Origin of the sequence: Pseudomonas sp. FGI182 (assembly GCF_000511325.1) — a bacterium.
GTDB lineage: Bacteria > Pseudomonadota > Gammaproteobacteria > Pseudomonadales > Pseudomonadaceae > Aquipseudomonas > Aquipseudomonas putida_Z.
On the sequence record NZ_CP007012.1, the window covers coordinates 2,615,147 to 2,632,403 of the forward strand.

The 17,257-nt window shown below is 61.8% G+C and carries 18 protein-coding genes; 8 read left to right on the top strand and 10 right to left on the bottom strand.

Annotation, left to right across the window (positions count from 1 at the left end):
• Positions 1-57 precede the first annotated feature (57 nt).
• Both C163_RS11560 and C163_RS11565 read left to right on the top strand, forming a co-directional pair.
• Positions 58-528, top strand: coding sequence for a hypothetical protein (locus tag C163_RS11560; RefSeq protein ID WP_025338902.1), 471 nt, complete (start codon positions 58-60; stop codon positions 526-528).
• A 224-nt stretch (positions 529-752) separates the two neighbouring features.
• Positions 753-965 carry a PLDc N-terminal domain-containing protein gene (locus tag C163_RS11565; protein WP_013972488.1) on the top strand — a complete coding sequence of 71 codons (213 nt, stop codon included), beginning with the start codon at positions 753-755 and terminating at the stop codon, positions 963-965.
• Between the two features lie 44 nt (positions 966-1,009).
• Here the strand turns inward: C163_RS11565 and C163_RS11570 are convergent, their stop codons facing one another.
• The gene (locus C163_RS11570; protein ID WP_025338903.1) at positions 1,010-1,336 is read right to left on the bottom strand and encodes a hypothetical protein; all 327 of its coding nucleotides are present in this window, start codon (positions 1,334-1,336) and stop codon (positions 1,010-1,012) included.
• A gap of 227 nt (positions 1,337-1,563) precedes the next feature.
• Here C163_RS11570 and C163_RS11575 point away from each other — a divergent pair, with 227 nt between their 5' ends.
• Both C163_RS11575 and C163_RS11580 read left to right on the top strand, forming a co-directional pair.
• Positions 1,564-1,974, top strand: a complete 411-nt coding sequence (locus C163_RS11575; protein ID WP_025338904.1) for a RidA family protein — start codon at positions 1,564-1,566, stop codon at positions 1,972-1,974.
• 108 nt (positions 1,975-2,082) lie between these two features.
• Positions 2,083-2,955 (top strand): DMT family transporter, encoded by an 873-nt coding sequence (locus C163_RS11580; protein ID WP_025338905.1) that lies wholly within the window; start codon positions 2,083-2,085, stop codon positions 2,953-2,955.
• Here the strand turns inward: C163_RS11580 and C163_RS11585 are convergent.
• Positions 2,952-3,671 (bottom strand): TorF family putative porin, encoded by a 720-nt coding sequence (locus tag C163_RS11585; RefSeq protein WP_025338906.1) that lies wholly within the window; start codon positions 3,669-3,671, stop codon positions 2,952-2,954. The genes C163_RS11580 and C163_RS11585 overlap by 4 nt on opposite strands.
• A gap of 81 nt (positions 3,672-3,752) precedes the next feature.
• Positions 3,753-4,004 (bottom strand): hypothetical protein, encoded by a 252-nt coding sequence (locus C163_RS11590; protein WP_025338907.1) that lies wholly within the window; start codon positions 4,002-4,004, stop codon positions 3,753-3,755.
• A gap of 122 nt (positions 4,005-4,126) precedes the next feature.
• Here C163_RS11590 and C163_RS11595 point away from each other — a divergent pair, with 122 nt between their 5' ends.
• Complete coding sequence (locus C163_RS11595) at positions 4,127-4,786, top strand: VIT1/CCC1 transporter family protein (RefSeq protein ID WP_025338908.1); 660 nt, start codon at positions 4,127-4,129, stop codon at positions 4,784-4,786.
• An 11-nt stretch (positions 4,787-4,797) separates the two neighbouring features.
• Here C163_RS11595 and C163_RS11600 read toward each other — a convergent pair whose 3' ends face one another.
• The gene (locus C163_RS11600; RefSeq protein ID WP_025338909.1) at positions 4,798-5,043 is read right to left on the bottom strand and encodes a hypothetical protein; all 246 of its coding nucleotides are present in this window, start codon (positions 5,041-5,043) and stop codon (positions 4,798-4,800) included.
• 295 nt (positions 5,044-5,338) lie between these two features.
• Between C163_RS11600 and C163_RS11605 the strand changes: the two genes are divergently transcribed.
• Positions 5,339-6,802 (top strand): DUF3300 domain-containing protein, encoded by a 1,464-nt coding sequence (locus C163_RS11605; RefSeq protein ID WP_025338910.1) that lies wholly within the window; start codon positions 5,339-5,341, stop codon positions 6,800-6,802.
• Positions 6,799-7,692 (top strand): DUF2950 domain-containing protein, encoded by an 894-nt coding sequence (locus C163_RS11610; RefSeq protein ID WP_025338911.1) that lies wholly within the window; start codon positions 6,799-6,801, stop codon positions 7,690-7,692. The genes C163_RS11605 and C163_RS11610 overlap by 4 nt, the downstream gene beginning before the upstream one ends.
• Positions 7,693-7,790: 98 nt before the next feature.
• Here the strand turns inward: C163_RS11610 and C163_RS11615 are convergent, their stop codons facing one another.
• The 4 genes from C163_RS11615 to C163_RS11630 form a co-directional block, all read right to left on the bottom strand.
• Positions 7,791-8,273 (bottom strand): DUF6708 domain-containing protein, encoded by a 483-nt coding sequence (locus C163_RS11615; protein WP_256220401.1) that lies wholly within the window; start codon positions 8,271-8,273, stop codon positions 7,791-7,793.
• A gap of 401 nt (positions 8,274-8,674) precedes the next feature.
• Complete coding sequence (locus C163_RS11620) at positions 8,675-9,346, bottom strand: DUF6708 domain-containing protein (protein ID WP_256220402.1); 672 nt, start codon at positions 9,344-9,346, stop codon at positions 8,675-8,677.
• Positions 9,347-9,437: 91 nt separating this feature from the next.
• Positions 9,438-12,614 carry a T6SS effector BTH_I2691 family protein gene (locus tag C163_RS11625; RefSeq protein WP_025338913.1) on the bottom strand — a complete coding sequence of 1,059 codons (3,177 nt, stop codon included), beginning with the start codon at positions 12,612-12,614 and terminating at the stop codon, positions 9,438-9,440.
• 180 nt (positions 12,615-12,794) lie between these two features.
• On the bottom strand, positions 12,795-13,649 hold the full coding sequence (locus tag C163_RS11630) for a LysR family transcriptional regulator (protein WP_025338914.1): 855 nt from the start codon (positions 13,647-13,649) through the stop codon (positions 12,795-12,797).
• A 92-nt stretch (positions 13,650-13,741) separates the two neighbouring features.
• Between C163_RS11630 and C163_RS11635 the strand changes: the two genes are divergently transcribed.
• The gene (locus C163_RS11635) at positions 13,742-14,170 is read left to right on the top strand and encodes a multidrug/biocide efflux PACE transporter (RefSeq protein WP_025338915.1); all 429 of its coding nucleotides are present in this window, start codon (positions 13,742-13,744) and stop codon (positions 14,168-14,170) included.
• A gap of 217 nt (positions 14,171-14,387) precedes the next feature.
• Here C163_RS11635 and C163_RS11640 read toward each other — a convergent pair whose 3' ends face one another.
• Positions 14,388-15,407, bottom strand: coding sequence for a branched-chain amino acid aminotransferase (locus tag C163_RS11640; protein WP_013972500.1), 1,020 nt, complete (start codon positions 15,405-15,407; stop codon positions 14,388-14,390).
• A 136-nt stretch (positions 15,408-15,543) separates the two neighbouring features.
• The gene (locus tag C163_RS11645) at positions 15,544-17,121 is read right to left on the bottom strand and encodes an ATP-binding cassette domain-containing protein (protein WP_025338916.1); all 1,578 of its coding nucleotides are present in this window, start codon (positions 17,119-17,121) and stop codon (positions 15,544-15,546) included.
• Positions 17,122-17,257 lie beyond the last annotated feature (136 nt).

Sequence of the window (17,257 nt, forward strand, 5' to 3'; positions counted from 1 at the left end):
TGCCTGGCTTGGCCCGTTGCCGCTATGCTGATGCTCCCGTGACTGAGGATACCCTTGATGAAGTACGCCGCTGCCTTGTTGCTTTGCCTGATGCCCTTGCTGGCCAATGCCCTGGAACCGGGCGACAAGCTTGCGCCGTGGACGCTGCTCGACCAGCACGACCAGGCTTACAGCCTCGGCGCCGGTACGCACATCCTGCTGGTGGCGCGCGACATGGACGGTGCCAAGCTGGTGAAGGCGGCGCTGGCCGAACAGCCCAAGGGTTACCTGGAAGCGCGCGATGCGGTGTTCGTCGCCGATATCCAGCGCATGCCGGCGCTGATCAGCAAGCTGTTCGCCATCCCCGCCATGCGCGATTACAACTACCGGGTGCTGCTGGACCGTGACGGGCGGGTGGCCAGCCGTTATCCCGGGCAGGATGGCCAGGTGCAGTGGTTGCAACTGGAGCAAGGTACGCTGGTGAGCCAGCGTGCATTTGCCGATGCGCCGGCGTTGAAGGCGGCGCTGGAGACTGCACCACGGCATTGAGAGCTGTCACTGCTCCCTGTAGGAGCGGCCTTGTGTCGCGATGGGCTGCAAAGCAGCCCCCTGCGGTATTTCGTAGGGCAAAGATCCTGGGGCTGCTGCGCAGCCCATCGCGACACAAGGCCGCTCCTACAAAGGGCCGCGGTGCCATGCCGCCAGCCAAATCAATCTGAACCCTCGGCAGCCTCTGCAACCCAACCCATTACATGCCAAATGGGAGAGCGCTCATGGAAATCGGAACGATCTGGATCATCGTCGCGGCCTTTGTGATCCTGCTGGAAATCTGGGCCATCTGGCACATCATCGGCAGTGACCGGCGCGCCGAGCGCAAGATGCTGTGGATCGTGTTCGTGGTCTACGCGCCATTCCCCGGTTTGCTGTTCTGGGCCTGGCGCGGGCCTCGGGCGGTGAAGGGCAGGGCGGTACTGCAGGAAAAATGACGGTGCGCGGCATCAGGCGCGGGGGCGCCTGATGCCGTCGCTGTTCATTTGGGCAGGATGTCGAAGCGAATGGCTGCGCCCAGTCCGTCCACCATCAAGCAACCGTAGAACTTCACGGTCGACAGCACACGCAGTTGCTTGAGCGCTTCATGGATGTAGTCGTGAAGCAGCTTTTCGGCTTCGCGCTTGCGCTCTGCAAGTGTGGCGCCTTTGAGTGTGACCATCCCGAGCAGGGTGGTCTCAATGTGCTCGACGGTGTCCAGGCCAATTTTCTCGCGCAGGTGCAGACGGGCCTGCGCCGCATCGGTTTCATCTCGGGCAGGGTTGTTTGGCTTGATGGTGTAGGCCAGTTGAAAATTGTATTTGCTCATCGCTTTATCCTTGTTACGTACAGGCCTCCATGCCGGGCCTCGCAATCTAGCGCCTGACGGCCACTTCGCATATGAACGCGTGGTTCACGGAAGCTCGTGCGCTGTGCGAAACGTCCTACACTCGGCGCCTGTTTCGCGAACAAGCCCGCCCCTGAAAACCGCGCTTGACCTCGAGTTAACTCAAGGTTCGATACTCCGCGCCTCTTCCAACTGATCGAGGGTTTACCGTGAGCCATTCAACCGCGTTTCAGCTGAGCAATCCCGAAGGCCTGTACGACCCCAGCGGCAACGCCTATTCCCATGTCGCCGAGGTGCATGCCGACAGCCGCCTGCTGTTCATCGCCGGCCAGGGCGGGGAGGGCCGCAACGGGCAACTGTCGCCGCTGTTCGCCGAGCAGGCGCGCCAGGCACTGGCCAACCTGGAGGTTGCCCTGGCGTCGAAAGGCGCCAGCCTGGCCCAGGTGTTCAAGCTGACCCTGCTGATCGTCGAGCATTCCGAAACGCGCCTGCGTGAGTGGGTAGCCGAGGCTGACAGGGCCTGGGGCCCTTGCATGAAGCCGACCTGCACGCTGATACCGGTACCCCGGCTGGCGCTGGACGGCATGCTGGTGGAAATCGAGGCGGTGGCAGCGGTATAGGTCCGGGCGATTCGGTGGTGGCGGCGGATAAACACTATGTTGTATATCGGTGCTGGCCCTACCAGCATGGCCGCCATGACAACAATCGATCTCAGAGGTGACCACACCATGAGCACCAGCACCACCACGCTCACCGACCGCAAGGCCCGGGCCTGGCTCTGGCCTGCACTTTTCAGCCTGGTGGCCTTCGCTGCCAACTCGGTGTTCTGCCGGCTGGCGCTGAAGGACGGGGCCATCGACCCGGCATCCTTCACCGTGGTGCGCCTGGCCAGTGGTGCACTGTTCCTGCTGCTGTTGCTCCGCCTGCGCAAACCCGCGCTTGCCATGGGGGGCAGCTGGCGCGGCGGCCTGGCACTGTTCCTGTACGCGTTCCTGTTTTCTGCGGCGTACCTGCAGCTGGGCGCAGGCGCGGGTGCGTTGCTGCTGTTCGGCGCGGTGCAGATCACCATGTTCGGCTTTGCCTGGTACAAAGGCGAACCTATCACCGCGCGGATGCTGCTGGGCATGCTGATCGCCTTCGCCGGCCTGCTGGTGCTGCTGTTGCCCGGTACCGCGGCGCCACCCTTTGCCAGTGCCTTGCTGATGGCCCTGTCCGGCGTGGCCTGGGGCGTGTACACGCTGCTGGGCAAAGGCTCACCCAGGCCGCTGGCCGACACTGCCGGCAATTTCGCCCGGAGCCTGCCGTGTCTGGTGCTGCTGGCGCCGATGCTGTTGCTGGGCGCCGGCTTGCACCTGAGCCCGCTCGGCTTGCTGTATGCGCTGGGCTCCGGTGTGCTGGCCTCGGGTGCGGGCTATGCCGTGTGGTACGGCGTGGTCAGGCAAGTCAGCGCGCAGCAGGCGGCGACCATGCAACTCAGCGTCCCGGTGATTGCGGCGTTGGGCGGGGTTGGCCTGATCGGCGAGCCATTGTCGTTGCGCTTGCTGGTGGCGTGCGTGGTGGTGCTGGGCGGTATCGCCCTGGCGCTGGCGCCACGGCGTTAAAAGAAACTGCGTTGCGCCTTGAGCGTGACCATGCTGTTGCAATAGGTGTTGATGCCCGAGTACGCATCACACCCGCCTCCACTGAGGTTGGAGTTGCTGTAGATCAGGTTCAGGTCGATGCCGAGCCAGGGCCGGGACAGCTCCAGCGACCAATCGGAAAAGGCATTCACTTGGCTGCCATCACCAATGGTGAATGGCGTACCCAGACGGTGATGGGCGAGCTTGACGCTCAGGTCGACGTCAAACAGTGGCAATTGGCCGAAGTCTGCGAATAGCGTGCCGGTGCGGTTGTCGGGGTTGTTGCGCAGCGCTCCACCGAAACGGCTGCCCAGCACCGAAACGCCGCCGTACAGGGCATAGCTGTCGGGGCCTGAGATGTTTGGCTGACTATAATGGATCAACCCCACCTCGTAACCCAGGCTACTGTCGAACTGGTGCTTGTAGCCCAGGTAACTGTCCAGCCGCAGGGTGGAGTCGGGCGTAACGCCCATGCTTGGGGCGTACTGGCCAAGGTACCACCCGCTGGGGTGGCTGAAGTCGAGGCCGCCGTGGAATGCACCGATGGCGCTGGGCGATATCAGACCCTGGGCCATGCTGCGTGAGGGGGTGGTGCCGAGCGTGAAGTCGAAGCCGCCCAGTTCGCGTTTGATCTGTTGGGCCAGCAGCATGGGGCTGAACAGCAGTGCAGCACTCAGCAACAGAAGGGGCCTGGTCATGGTCTCCGTCCTGGAAGGCTTGCGGTTGAGCGGTAGAGCATACCTGTGCAGGTAACGGGAGGGAACCGCTGACTAGCCCACTCAGCCTTTGGTCGAACGGTCGGCGTCGGCAGCTTCGGTCACCACGGGCAGGTTGCCGGCACGCTGGATTACCCGCCGTTGCTGCTCGTAGTCGTCCAGCGACAGGCCACGGCGTTGCAAGGCTTCCAGTTGCAGTTGACGGGTTTCCTCGGCGGTGTAGGGGCGCAGTTCGGGGTGGCTGGCACAGCCGCTGATGATGGCGATGGCAATAACGGCAAGGGTGGCGGACAGCAGGCGGGCCAAGGTGTTCATCAGGTAGCTCCAGGGGCCGGGGTGGTGGGCGGCGAGTCGATGGAGCTAGGTTATTCGGCCATGTCGTTCGGCAGAAATTGCCATTCTCGATAGTGACTATCGATGGTTCCTGGGAGGGTGCGATGGGGCAAGACGAGCAACCGCGTAAATGGGGCGTGCTGGAGCCGATCGACCGGATCACCGAAGTCATCTTCGGCCTGTTGATGGCGATGACCTTCATCGGCTCGCTGAGCGTGGCCACCGCAGGGCGTGAAGACGCGCGGCTGATGCTGATTGCCGCGCTCGGCTGCAACCTGGCCTGGGGCCTGGCTGATGCCGTCATCTACCTGCTGCGTACCTGGACCGAACGCACCCGCAGCCGGACCTTGCTGGCCCGCCTGCAAGCCGGTGATATCAATCAGGGGCGCAGGCTGATTGCCGATACGCTGCCAGAGCGCATCGGCCTGGCAATGGATGAAGACGGGCTGGAGATGCTGCGCGGGCGCATGTTGCGTGATGCTGGCCGCCCGCTGCCGGCACGCCTGGGGCTGGATGATTTGAAGGCGGCCCTGGCCACTTTCCTGCTGGTGGTACTGGCAACTTTCCCGATGGTCATTCCGTTCCTGCTGATCGAGACCACCGGTACGGCCATTCGCGTATCGAACCTGGTCGCCCTGGCCATGCTCTTCCTTGCGGGCTGGCTGCTGGCACGCTATTCCGGTGGCCGCACCCTGTTGACCGGCGTGGTCCTGGCGGTAGTCGGGGCGTCACTGATCCTGGCGATCATCGCCCTGGGCGGCTGAGCACCGCCCGCTCAGTATTTTATGTCGCGGGCGCGCTCACGGCCTTGCTGCTTGGTGTGGCGTTTGTCCTGTCGGCAGCCGGCGTTGCTTTGCTGGTCGGCGTGGCGGCAATCCTGTTTGGTCTGCCGCGCGTCCTGGCGGGTTTCCTGCCGCACATCGCGGGCCTCGCGGCGCCGTTCGGCACGGTCGGTGGCCGCCCAGGCCGAGGTGCAGAGCACGGCCAGCATGATCACGGCGATGAGGCGGGGCGTGTTCATCAGGGTGGGCTCCTTTTTGGGATACGGTCTTGTGCATGCGCCGGCCTCTTCGCGGGCACGCCCGCTCCCACAGGTACTCCACAATGTTCGAACCTGTGGTGACCCTGTGGGAGCGGGCGTGCCCGCGAAAGGGCCGGTACAGTCAATTACAGATCTCAGCCCAGCCCTGATATAGATTCAAAAGCAGCAACCACCCTCACCTTTAGAGCGCGAAAAGTTTGCGCCCGCACATCTGGCCAAAAGCATCGCCATTGCTACCCTTAATCCACGCGGTCTGATCTCATGGAGAGAAGCGATGCGCATCCCACTGTCAGCGGTCCTGTCGGTAATCCTGTATCTGAGCGCCACGCCCGGCCTGGTGCTGGCAGAAGACGTACCTGCCCCCGACCCGGCACCACAAGCCGACACGGTCGTGGCCAAGGACCCGGTGTTCACCCAGGAGCAACTGGACCAGATGCTCGCGCCCATCGCGCTGTACCCCGATGCGCTGCTGGCCCAGGTATTGATGGCTTCCACTTATCCGGGGCAGGTGAGCGAAGCGGTGACCTGGTCCAAGGCCAACCCCAAGGCCACCGGCGACGATGCCGTCAAGAAGGTGGCGAACCAGCCCTGGGACCCAAGCGTACAAGCGCTTGTGGCCTTCCCACAGGTGCTGGCAACCCTGGGGCAGGACCCGGTCTGGGTGCAGCGGCTGGGCGATGCCTTCCTCGCGCAGCCCGACGATGTCATGGGCGGCGTGCAGCGCCTGCGTCACCAGGCCCAGGCCGCCGGCAACCTACAGAGCAACCAGTACCAGAACGTGACCGTGCAGACCGCCCCGGCACCAGCACCGGCCTCCAGCGGTAGCAGCACCCAGGTGGTTACGGCCAGCAGCCCGCCCACCACCATCATCATCGAGCCGTCCGACCCGCAAGTGGTGTATGTGCCCACTTACAACCCGACCACCACCTACGGCACCTGGGCCTACCCGGCTTCGCCGCCGGCGTACTACCCGCCACCGCCCATGTACTACCCCGGTTCCGCGCTGGTGGCGGGCCTGGCCTTCGGTACCGGCGTGGCGATCGTTGCCTCGCTGTGGGGTGACTGCGACTGGGGCAACAACGACATCGACATCGACGTCAACCGCTACAACAACATCAACGCCAACAACCGCATCACCAACAACCAGAACAAATGGCAGCACAACGCCGCCAACCGCGACGGCGTGCCGTACCGCGACTCCCGCAGCCGCCAGCAGTACGGTCGCCAGCTGGACGGTGCCACCCAGCGTACTGCCTTCCGCGGCGATGACGCCCAGCGCGCCCAGGCGCGGGACAAGGCCAGGGCGTCGATGGACCGGGCCGGCATCGAACGGCCGGCCACCAGCAACCGCCAGGCACGCCAGCAGATGCGCGAGGCGCAGGCGGGCAATTCGGTCGGCAACCGCATGCAGCCTCGTAGCGACAACCCGCGGGCAACCGACCGCCGACAGGAAACCCGCAACACCCAGGCTCGGCAGCAGAACAACCAGGTGAACCAGCGCAGGCAGGGTGAAGGCCAGGGGCGGCAGCTGGCGCAAAACCGGTCTTCCAATACCGCCGGCCGGGCGCGTAACAATGCCTTCGACGGCGTGCGTTCACCCTCGCGCACCAGCGCGCAGGCCAGCCGTGGCCGCACCAGCCAGTCGTTCGCCCAGCGCCCGAGCGCATCGCGTGCCGCCGGGCACCAGATTTCCCGGCCCAGTGCGCCCGCACGCCGCGGGGGAGGTGGCCGTCGATGAACCGTCAATCGATAGCGGCACTGGTAATCGCAGCCGGTATGGCCTGGTCAACCCTGGCCGCTGCGCAGGAAGTCTTCCCGACACCGGAGAAGGCCGTGGAATCCTTTGTTGCCGCGCTGGGCGAGGAGAAACCTGATGAAGCCCGCCTGGCCCAGTTGCTGGGCGATGACTGGCGTACCTACATACCGCGCGGCGGTGTGCAACGCAGTGACGTGGACACGTTCCTGGCGCAGTATCGCGTGCAGCACAGCATCGACATGTCGGGGGCAAACAAGGCCATCCTCGCGGTGGGCAGTGATCACTGGACGTTGCCCATACCGTTGACCAAAGGCGGCGAGGGTTGGCGTTTCGACCTCAAGGCCGGCAGCTCTGAAATCCGCGCCCGGCGTATTGGCCGCAACGAGCTGGGCGCCATGCAGTCGATGCTGGCCTACCACGATGCGCAGATGGACTATGCCAGCCAGGACCACAACGGCAACGGTGCGCTGGAGTACGCGCAGAAGATATTCAGCGAGCCCGGCAAGCATGACGGGCTGTACTGGGACGACGACGGCGATGGCCAGGTCAGCCCGCTGGGCCCGCTGTTCGGCCAGGACATGGTCGGCGACGCCTGGTATGGCTACCACTTCCGCATCCTCGATGCACAGGGCCCATCTGCCCCCGGCGGTGCCTACAGCTACCTGATCGGCAACCAGATGAGCCGTGGCTTCGCCATGGTTGCCTGGCCGGCCAGGTACGATGACACCGGGGTGATGAGCTTCATGATCAGCCATGACGGCGAGGTGTTCGAGAAAGACCTCGGGCCGCACGGCGACAAGCTGGCCAAGGAGATGAAACGCTTCGACCCGGATGACAGCTGGAAGGTGGTGGATGTGCCGGCGGGAGATTGAGTGGGGCGCACCCGCCGTGGCCGGTTCAAGGTGCGGTTCGCGATTCAAGGTCCATATCAGCTGGCCAGCTCACTTTGGGTGCCAGGCGCAGGGCGAACTCACACCAGAGCACATCGTTGTGATCCTTGGGGGGGGCCGGGTGGTGGCAGGGCTGAGTGGCCTTCCTGCATGTAGGTGCAGATGTAGGCCCAGGCATGCTGGTCGGCACCCATCGTACTCAGGTGAAAACGGTCGATGACGTTGTTCGTGCCCGGCGCGACGATGGACAGCATGACACCCCATTTGAAAATGACCCCACCGTTTGGCAGGGCGCCGGTTTGTGACCAGCGCTCGGCGCGGACTTGGGACCATTCGTAACTGACCGGCACGACCTTGCCTTTGTCGAAGGGGTTCCACCATTGGCGTTTGAAGTTGTAGGCGTAGATTTTCTGGCGCGCACGGTTGAACCTGATGGGTAGGTCGCGAGGGGGGGATATATCAACTTGGTATCCAAAAAACGTACACCAGACGCCAAGGAGCAGTACAAGAATTCCAATGATGACTAGCTCTATGCTGCCAATACTCCAGCCTTTGAAGATCATGTGAGGAACCTGCAGCGTAAATATGGCCGCAGGTACGGAGAGTGCCGAGAGGATACCTCTAGGTGAAATAGGGGACCGAGGCACTTCAAGGTAAATCGTATCTTGATGGTTTGGTATCTGCCTGCCCAAATTCCTATCAACGGCTGGAGGAGTGGCTGGGCCAGGCAGATCCTCCTTCCAGCCAGCGCAAGGAGGGACTAGTAATGGGGAGGCCAATTGAGGTGCTCCAAAGAACTGATGTTGTTCTCTTTCATTGTTATCTGTGCTCGAGCTGAGTTGTAATCAGGACCAGGCCAATAAACAAGGCAAGTCCAGCTTCCATTGATAAGCGTTCAGTACAAAGCCTACGGCCACCGTACTGCTATCACTGATGACTGTTTCACTTTCCTTCTGTTCCAATCTCAGGGGGCGGTTCTCGACTCCAGATCCATTTCCGTTGGCCACGCTACTCGGGGGGCCAAGCGCAGGGCGAACTCACACCAGAGAATATCGTCATGGTCTTTAGGTGTGCCGGGCGGGGGTAGTGCCGAGGGGCCTTCTTGCATGTAGGTGCAGATATAGGCCCACGTAAGCTCATCGGTACCCATCATACTCAGGTGGAAACGATCGATAACATTGTTCGTGCCCGGTGCGACGATTGAAAGCATGACGCCCCATCTGACAATGAGCCCACTTCTGGTTTGTGCCCACAATTCAGCTCGGACTTGCGACCAGTCGTAACTCACGGCTGCGATTTTGCCCATGTCGAAAGGATTCCACCACTGGCGCATAAAGTTGTAGGCGTAGATTTTTTGGCGGAGGCGGTTGAATCTGATAGGTTCGTCGAGTGGTGGCGTAGTATCAATAAGAATTCCTGTGGCAACTCCCCAGGTTATCAGCATGAGCTCAAGGGTCGAATATATTATGGATTCTGGATTTTTGATGTCGAGTGAGGAGAGCATTAAATAAATATTGAGCGTGAGTGGAATGCATAGTATCACGGTAAGTATTGAGCTTGCACATCGCGGTGTAGTGCTTTGTCGGGCGATCTCTAAGTAGATTGCACACTGATGATTCGGTGCTTGTTTTTTCATGAGGGGTTCTACAGTAGGCGACTCACAAGGTGTGGGTAGGTCCTTTATCCAGCGTGGGCTAGGTGGGTTTAATAGTGGGCGATTCATATTGTCAGAGGTCCTTGATTTTTATTTTATTTTCTTTGATCTCCAGGCGTGCATTACCTGTATCGTCATTTTTATTCGGGCGATAATCTAAGATGAATTTGATGTCGCGAATGTGGTGGTTGTCATGCAGCGGTAAGGAATATTGGGTGGTAAATACTCCTCGTTCGCTGTCGAATTTGCTCAGGTGTCGTTTGTCATTGTCAAGTGGAAAAATATTTACATTGCTGGGTTGTGTGATCGTTAGTGCGGAGTTTGGTGCGCTCTCGCCTGAGAGGATTATTGTGTTTTCGTGTAACCCGGATTGATAAAGATGTAATTCCCAGCGGTAGTAAGATTGGTTGGTTTGATAGTTTGGTAAGGTAAAGTGGAAGTCGAGCATGAAAACTGCAGGTACCGCGTGACCATCGCTAATGATCGTTCCTTCCGGAGCGGCAGTATCAAGATGAACATTCGATGCCAAGCTAAGGTTGACTCTAGCATCTGCCTGGACACCAAGAGTTGCTGCATTGAGAGCTCCAATCGCAGCGTCAAGATGCTCGGCTTCGGACCACGCACGTTGCGCTGTTGGAATGCCCCATCTACAGCGCCTTGACCATAGCTCCGTAGGCGTTGACTCTTTCCGTTTTGCTATTGTGGCTAATGTGTATGTGGCCAGTACTAGCACTATCGTAATGCCAAGGGGGCCGAGCAGAGCGGCTTTTCCGAATGCCACAGCTACTCCAGAAAGTGTCGATAGAAACGCTGTTGCGCTGGCAATACGGTATTTTGATGAGGCCGTATTGTCGCCATTTTCAATTGTGCGGAAAGTTGCAAAGGCATACTGGGCTCCATCCATGAGGCCTGCCATAGCTGTGATAGCACCACCATACCTGGCTAATTTGCTTGCCAACGATGAATTGGTGATTGTTCCAGGCCATTCTGGATTGGGACGTACCAGCGCTATGGTGAAACCTGCTGTTTCAACACTTGCCCCAAGTACCCCAAGCGATGATGACCAGATTGTTGCGAGCACCTCCGGGTTGTTTGTATTTGTTTCATGCAGCGCTCGATAGTTCTTGCCCAGGCTGTCCTGCTGAAACCATATACTGCCCAAGGTAAGGAGCAGGCCTACACTTCCGGTACTAGTCGCCGCATCCCGCATGCTGCGCATAGCATCACTCGCCATGTTTTGTGCGGCTATCGAGCTGATTTTCAAACCATCGGAAACCTGCGCACGCAGCGTACCCGCACCAATCGCAACATTGCGTACCAGCGCCCCGACGCCACCGGCTGCACCTTCGCGCAACTGCACCAGCCGCGCCTGTAAACTTTCAGCACTTTCCAACGTCCAGAGCATCACCTCGATCATCTGGCTACGGTTACCCGCTGCCGCAATATTGATCGCGCCACTCAGCACCATGGCCCGCACCTTGCGGCCCAGTGGGTCACGGAACTGCTTGTCTACCTGCTGCAGAAACGCATCGGTTCGCGCCTCCAGGGCTTCATTGAGCAGGCTCATGTATTCGCCCACTGTCAGCGACACCCGCAGCGGCGTTACCTGCTGCCCCGCAAACAGGGCAAACGCCGAGCGATGCACATGGCCGATCAGGGTCTTGGTCCGTTCACTCAGGTGCTGGCTGAGCGCATTCCCGGCGCTGTTGGTCGCGGCCAGCAACTGGCCAACGGCATCCTGTATCGGCTTGATCATCAACAGCTGGCCGTCGGCGGTACCGGCGATGCCCTTGATGATGTCGTACACCTTGCCGAAGTCGTCCCCGGACAGCGCGTTGGCCACCTGCTGCATCAGCTTCTGGTTCTTGGCCAGCAGTGCCTGGTAAAGCAGGCTGCGGTCGTCTTCCAGCAGCTGCTGCCAGATATGCTGGGTGATCCCGAGTGGCTGACCCTCCTGCGGCAGGGTTTCGGTAGGCCCGCCGGCCAGGCAGGCGGCCATCATCTGGATGAAGTACTCCACCGAAACGGGGGAGGTCGCGTCATAGTCGTAGTAGCCGATCTGCTGAAACGCCCGCTTGGCATAGTGCCGCGCATACAGATCGCCAACCTGGTCGATCATCGACTGCCAGTTTTTCAGTTCGCGGTCGTAATCGGCCTGGAACGCGGCGCGGGCGCTTTCGTCGTAACGCTCTTCCAGCCGCTCGCGGGCGTCCTGCTGTTTGCGCGCGATGTTGCGTTCGGTCTGCGCGTCGATGTCCACCGGCGGCAGATACGCCTTGGCCGCGATCGGGCTGTCGTTCCATTGCTCGACCTGCCGGGCTTCCCGCTGCGCGTCCTCGGCACCCTGCGCGGCCGCCATGGCAGCGTGCAATTCGCGGATGCCCAGTAGTGCTTGGGAGGTGAAGTACTCGAAGTGCCGCTGCGGCTGCGCCCGCCATTCCTGCAGGGCTTGCACCCAGCCAGTGCGTTGCGCGTTGAGCTCCATGACCATGCCGACCGGGTCGGGCAGCGTCAGCGCCAGCAGGCCATTGGGCAGTTGTTCCTGCTGGATGACATTGCGCACATGCGTGCGGGTTTCATGCCAGCGGCCCAGGCGGCTGTAAAAGCCATGAGCGCTGGTAAATCTGGCAGAGGAAAAGGTCGAGAACTCCAGCACCTGTTCCAGGCCGAAGCGGAAGCTGTCGGTCATGGCGATGCCGAGGCTGGCAGGGTCGTTGCGTGCGGTGTTCAGGTCCACTTCGACGAAGCGGGCGAGGGTATCCGGGTCACTGTCGGCGATGCCTTGCCGATAGCGGTCGAGTACCGCACGAGGCCAGGGGTCGTTGGCGAAGGCGATCCAGGCCTTGCGGTAGAGCAGGGTATCGATGTTGATGAACGAGGCAATCACATCGTGGCCTTCGGTGGCGCATACCTTGGGTAACGACCTGGGTGGCCCGAAGGGCATCTGCGATACCGGAAAGCGCTGCAAGGTACCTTCCGCCGCTACCTCGTAGGCCTGCCAGATTTCCTGGTCGAGCAGTACGTAGACATAACCCTGGCGCAGGAGGCGCAACTGGTCGGTGTGCATTGGGTGGAAGATGATTTCGCTATCGTCTGCCAGGCGATAGGGGCGCCCTGTATCCGGGCGCGGGGCGTAGGCCTCGCGCAGCAACAGAATCGGCAGGCCGGAGCGTTCGCAGGCATTACAGGTACCGTAGGTGTTGGGGATCTCTTCCTGCATGGCGATGTGGATGGCTTTGCTGATGCTCATCAGGAGTTCCTTTTCCAGTGATTTGACGCAACGGCCAAAACACTAGCGAGGAACGCCTTCGCGGGGGAGCAATGGGCTTCCTAAAACGTTGTAGGATTTTTCGCTTTAGTGCCCTGTAGGAGCGGCCTCGCGTCGCGACGGGCTGCGCAGCAGCCCCAGGGTCTTGCAGGCGATAAAGGCCTATTGCCCCAACATCTGCCGCACCAGCCACTGCCCCGCCGGCCCGAGCGCGCGCCGGCTCGACCAGGCCACGTCCATGTCAACCCGTCGCGGGTACCCGGCCACCTGCAGCTCCACCAGCCCATTGCCAAACCGTGCCACCAGAGCCCTGGGCAGTTCGGCCCAGCCGAACCCGCGTACGGCGAACTCCAGCAGGGTGAGGTAGTCCGGTGCCGACCAGGCTTGGCCACGACCGTGGTGCAAGCTGGGGGCATAGGTCTTGATATACAGCTGCCGGACGTTCTCCAGGTGCTGCGTCTGCACCTGTGGCAAAGCCGCCAACGGATGCCCGCTGGCCACGTACACGCCAAACTCGGCCTGCTCGGGCAAGCGTGCCACGGCAACGTCAGCGGGGTAGCTGGGCTGGGTGGCAAGAATGCCGACGTGTGCCAGGCCCTGCTGGATCAGCTCGATCACATCGGCATCTTCCGAGGGGCCGCAGCGCAGCTCGGTATGCGGGTAGTGCTGGGCGAAGCGGGCCATCACCGCGCCCTGGAAGGTCACGCTGTAGCTGTCCGACATCACCACCGAGACCAGTGCCTCGACGTTTTCCGCCAGGCGCACCGCCAGGGCATCGAGCTGGGCGCTGGCATCGAGAATCGCCTCGACATGGCTCAGCACCTGCCGCCCAGCCTCGTTCAGCGTGGGGTGACGACCGCCACGCTCGAACAGCGGGCAACCTACATCGGCCTCGAAATTGGCGATGGCGATGCTGATGGTGGACTGGCTTTTGCGCAACTTGCGCGCCGCAGCGGAAAACGAACCCAGCGATGCAGCTTCGACAAAGGCGACCAGAGCTTCGGGTGAGTAGCGCATGGTATTGATAAAACCGATGGTAGCTATGTCGAGAGTATCAGTTCTATCAAAGAAAATAGGAAGCACGACTCACGCAATGGATGGAATTTGCAATGAAAAACGTCTCTTTCACCGAACGCCTGGTTCACGCCGTCGGTTATGAAGTGTTCGCCGTGCTGCTGTGTGCGCCGCTGTTGTCCTGGATCATGGGCAAGTCGCTGGCGACGGCGGGGGCGCTGGCGGTGACCCTGTCGGTGATCGCCATGCTGTGGAACATGGTCTACAACGCGCTGGTCGATCGCTACGTGCGGGTCGAGCGCATCCACTGGAAGGCCGGCGCACGCTTTGTGCACGGCCTGGGCTTCGAAGCCGGGCTGGTGGTGTGGTGCCTGCCGGTGGCGGCGTGGATGCTGGAGATTTCGTTGCTGCAGGCGTTCATGGTGGAGTTGGGCTTCTTCGTGATCATCCTGCCCTATACCGTGCTGTACAACTGGGCCTTCGACAAAGCCCGGCACCTGCTGATGCAGCGTCGCCTTGCGTGAAAACTACCAGCCTGCGCTGCCCCTCGATTTGTGCATTGTGCGGATATCCTGGGGCCGCTTCGCAGCCCTTTCGCGACACAAGGCCGCTCCTACAGGGACGGTGCAGGTTTCAGGAGCGGCTTTCGCCGCGAACACCGGCGCAGCCGGTGCCATCAGCCAATAAAAAACGGGGCATGCCATCGCTGGCCTGCCCCGTTTTTCAAACCGTTAAAGCGCCTCAGGCAACCTTGACGATCCAGCCAGCTGGTGCTTCCACGTCACCGCTCTGGATACCGGTCAGCTCGTTGTAGAGCTTCTGGGTAACCGGGCCGACCTTTTCCAGGTCGTGGAACACGTGCAGCTTGCCGTTGTACTCGATGCCGCCGATCGGGGTGATCACCGCAGCGGTACCGCAGGCGCCGGCTTCGATGAAGCGGTCCAGCTTGTTGATTTCCACATCGCCTTCGATCACGGTCAGGCCCAGGCGCGATTGCGCCAGTTCCATCAGCGACAGGCGGGTGATGCCTGGCAGCACCGAAGCCGATTTCGGGGTGACGAACTCGTTGTTGGCGGTGATGCCGAAGAAGTTGGCCGAACCGACTTCCTCGATCTTGGTGTGGGTCAGCGGGTCGAGGTAGATGGCGTCGGCGAAGTTGGCTTTCTTCGCTTCTGCACCCGGCTGCAGGCTGGCGGCGTAGTTGCCACCGACCTTGGCCGCGCCAGTGCCTTGTGGGGCTGCGCGGTCGAAGCTGGAGATCTGGAAGTTGTGCGGCTTCATGCCGCCCTTGAAGTACGAGCCAACCGGGATGGCGAAGATCGAGAAGATGAACTCGGGGGCGGTGCGCACGCCAATGTTGTCACCGGTGCCGATCACGAACGGACGCAGGTAGAGGGCGCCTTTACCATGCGGTGGCACGAACTTCTCGTTGGCCTTGACCACTTGCTTGCACGCCTCGATGAACACATCGGTCGGCACCTGCGGCATCAGCAGGCGGGCGCAGCTGCGCTGCATGCGGGCGGCGTTCTGGTCCGGGCGGAACAGGTTGATCGAACCGTCCTTGCAACGGTAGGCCTTGAGGCCTTCGAAGCACTGCTGGCCGTAGTGCAGGGCCGTGGAGCCTTCACTGATGTGCAGTACGTTGTCTTCGGTCAGGGTGCCTTTGTCCCACTCGCCATTGCGCCATACGGACAGGTAGCGTTTGTCGGTCTTGATGTAGTCGAAACCCAGCTTGTCCCAATTAATGCTTTCGTTGCTCATGACACCCTCATTGTCTTGCAAGTGCCCGATTGCTCGGGCTGCTGTTATATGCGCACCACGCCACCATAATACATCCGTGGCAGATCGGGAACGGCCAGTCACGAATTGATAGCCTGCAATGCATTCATTGCGGCTTCTACAGGTGCAGGTACTCGTCCAGCGCCAGCTGGTCGAGCAGTACCTGGTCGTGGGACGCCACCACCAGCGCCCCGCGAAACTGCCCGAGCATGTGTTCCAGTGCGGCCAGAGACGGCAGGTCCAGGTGGTTGCCCGGTTCGTCCAGCAGCAACAGGTCGAGCGGCCGTTCGCGGTACAGCACGGCGGCCAGTGCCGCCTTCATCCGCTCACCGCCGCTGAGCAGGCCGCTGGGCAGTTCGATGCGGGCCGCATCCAGGCCCAGTTGCGCCAGGCGGCTGCGCAAGTCGCCCTGGGCCAGGGTCGGGTTTGCCTGGCGCAGGTGGTCGAGCACGCTGGTGTGGCCTGGTAGTGCGCTGCAGTGCTGGTCGAGCAGGGCGGTTTCACCCCTGAGGCGCAGGCGCTCGGGCGGTGCTGGCAACTCACCGTTCATCAGCCTGAGCAGGGTGGATTTGCCACTGCCATTGGCGCCGACCAGGCCCAGCCGCTGGCCCAGGCACAAGCGCAGGTTCAGTGGTTTGCGCGTGCCGCGGGGCAGGTGCAGCGCCTGCAAGGCCAGCACTTCGCGGCCCGGATGACGCTGCGGCGTGGGTGCATGCAGGGTAATGGCGCTGTCCTGCTCGACTTCGCGAGCGGCGTCACGCACTTTGCCCTGCAGCGCCTGCCGGGCGTCGCGATGGTCGCGGCGCTGTTTGCCCGCAGTGGCCTGGCTGCGTTCCTGCTGGCGATCGACCAGGATCTTGGCCTGGTTGGCGTGCCTGGCGTTGCGCCCGGCGCGGGCTTGATGACGTTCCAGGTCTTCGCGCTGGCGCTGCAGTTCGCGCGCCTGGCGTTGCTGCTCCTGTTTCAGCCGGGCTAGTTGCTGTTGGGCCAGCGCCGTCTGGCTGGCTTTCTGGGCCGAATAGAAGCTGTAGTTGCCGCCATAGGCCTGCAAGCCCAGGCTGGACAATTCGACGATGCGCGTCATGTGCGCGAGCAGGCTGCGATCATGGCTGATCACCAGCAAGCCCCGGTCCCAGGCTTCGATCATGCTCAGCAGTTGGGCGCGGGCGTTGCTGTCCAGGTGATTGCTCGGTTCGTCGAGGATCAGGTAGTCCGCTTCGCTGAGCCAGGCGCCGACCAGCGCCACGCGCATGGCCTGGCCACCGCTCAGGCTGTGGGCGGGCTGGTGCCAGTCGAGCTGGCCCAGGCCGTGGCGTTGCAGGTGCCCCTGCAATTGCTCGCGGATATCCCAGCGTTCGCCGACAGTGTCGAAGTCACTGGGTGCGACGCTGCCTTGCTCGATGCGCTCCAGCGCAGCGAGCACCGCGCCCACCTGGGCCAGGTCGGCGACCGTGGCGCTGCGCTCGATCACCTGCTGGTCCAGAAGATGGATGCGCCCAAGGCGCCGACACTGGCCGCTGCTTGGTTCGCGCTGCCCGGCAAGTACTTGCCCGAGCAGGCTCTTGCCCACACCGTTGCGCCCGACCAGGCCGGTGCGGCGTTGGTCGAAGGTTTCGCTGAGGTCGGTAAATAACAGCCTGCCGTCAGGCAAGGCCAAGGAGACGCTGTCCAGCGTCAGGATCGACGTGTTCGTCATGCACAACTCCACAAATGCCGCGACATCTCCGGAGCGAACCGGAGGCTGAAGACTGGCCGTCGAAGGGACGGCGGCATCAATGGCGCATTGGACGAACACCTCGTGAAAGGGGAATGCGTAGCCTAACGGATAGAGG

Coding starts and splice junctions, on each gene's coding strand:
- C163_RS11560 (WP_025338902.1), top strand. CDS start 58: ATGAAGTACGCCGCTGCCTTGTTGCTTTGCCTGATGCCCTTGCTGGCC.
- C163_RS11565 (WP_013972488.1), top strand. CDS start 753: ATGGAAATCGGAACGATCTGGATCATCGTCGCGGCCTTTGTGATCCTG.
- C163_RS11570 (WP_025338903.1), bottom strand. CDS start 1,336: ATGAGCAAATACAATTTTCAACTGGCCTACACCATCAAGCCAAACAAC.
- C163_RS11580 (WP_025338905.1), top strand. CDS start 2,083: ATGAGCACCAGCACCACCACGCTCACCGACCGCAAGGCCCGGGCCTGG.
- C163_RS11585 (WP_025338906.1), bottom strand. CDS start 3,671: ATGACCAGGCCCCTTCTGTTGCTGAGTGCTGCACTGCTGTTCAGCCCC.
- C163_RS11590 (WP_025338907.1), bottom strand. CDS start 4,004: ATGAACACCTTGGCCCGCCTGCTGTCCGCCACCCTTGCCGTTATTGCC.
- C163_RS11595 (WP_025338908.1), top strand. CDS start 4,127: ATGGGGCAAGACGAGCAACCGCGTAAATGGGGCGTGCTGGAGCCGATC.
- C163_RS11600 (WP_025338909.1), bottom strand. CDS start 5,043: ATGAACACGCCCCGCCTCATCGCCGTGATCATGCTGGCCGTGCTCTGC.
- C163_RS11605 (WP_025338910.1), top strand. CDS start 5,339: ATGCGCATCCCACTGTCAGCGGTCCTGTCGGTAATCCTGTATCTGAGC.
- C163_RS11610 (WP_025338911.1), top strand. CDS start 6,799: ATGAACCGTCAATCGATAGCGGCACTGGTAATCGCAGCCGGTATGGCC.
- C163_RS11615 (WP_256220401.1), bottom strand. CDS start 8,273: ATGATCTTCAAAGGCTGGAGTATTGGCAGCATAGAGCTAGTCATCATT.
- C163_RS11620 (WP_256220402.1), bottom strand. CDS start 9,346: ATGAAAAAACAAGCACCGAATCATCAGTGTGCAATCTACTTAGAGATC.
- C163_RS11625 (WP_025338913.1), bottom strand. CDS start 12,614: ATGAGCATCAGCAAAGCCATCCACATCGCCATGCAGGAAGAGATCCCC.
- C163_RS11630 (WP_025338914.1), bottom strand. CDS start 13,649: ATGCGCTACTCACCCGAAGCTCTGGTCGCCTTTGTCGAAGCTGCATCG.
- C163_RS11635 (WP_025338915.1), top strand. CDS start 13,742: ATGAAAAACGTCTCTTTCACCGAACGCCTGGTTCACGCCGTCGGTTAT.
- C163_RS11640 (WP_013972500.1), bottom strand. CDS start 15,407: ATGAGCAACGAAAGCATTAATTGGGACAAGCTGGGTTTCGACTACATC.
- C163_RS11645 (WP_025338916.1), bottom strand. CDS start 17,121: ATGACGAACACGTCGATCCTGACGCTGGACAGCGTCTCCTTGGCCTTG.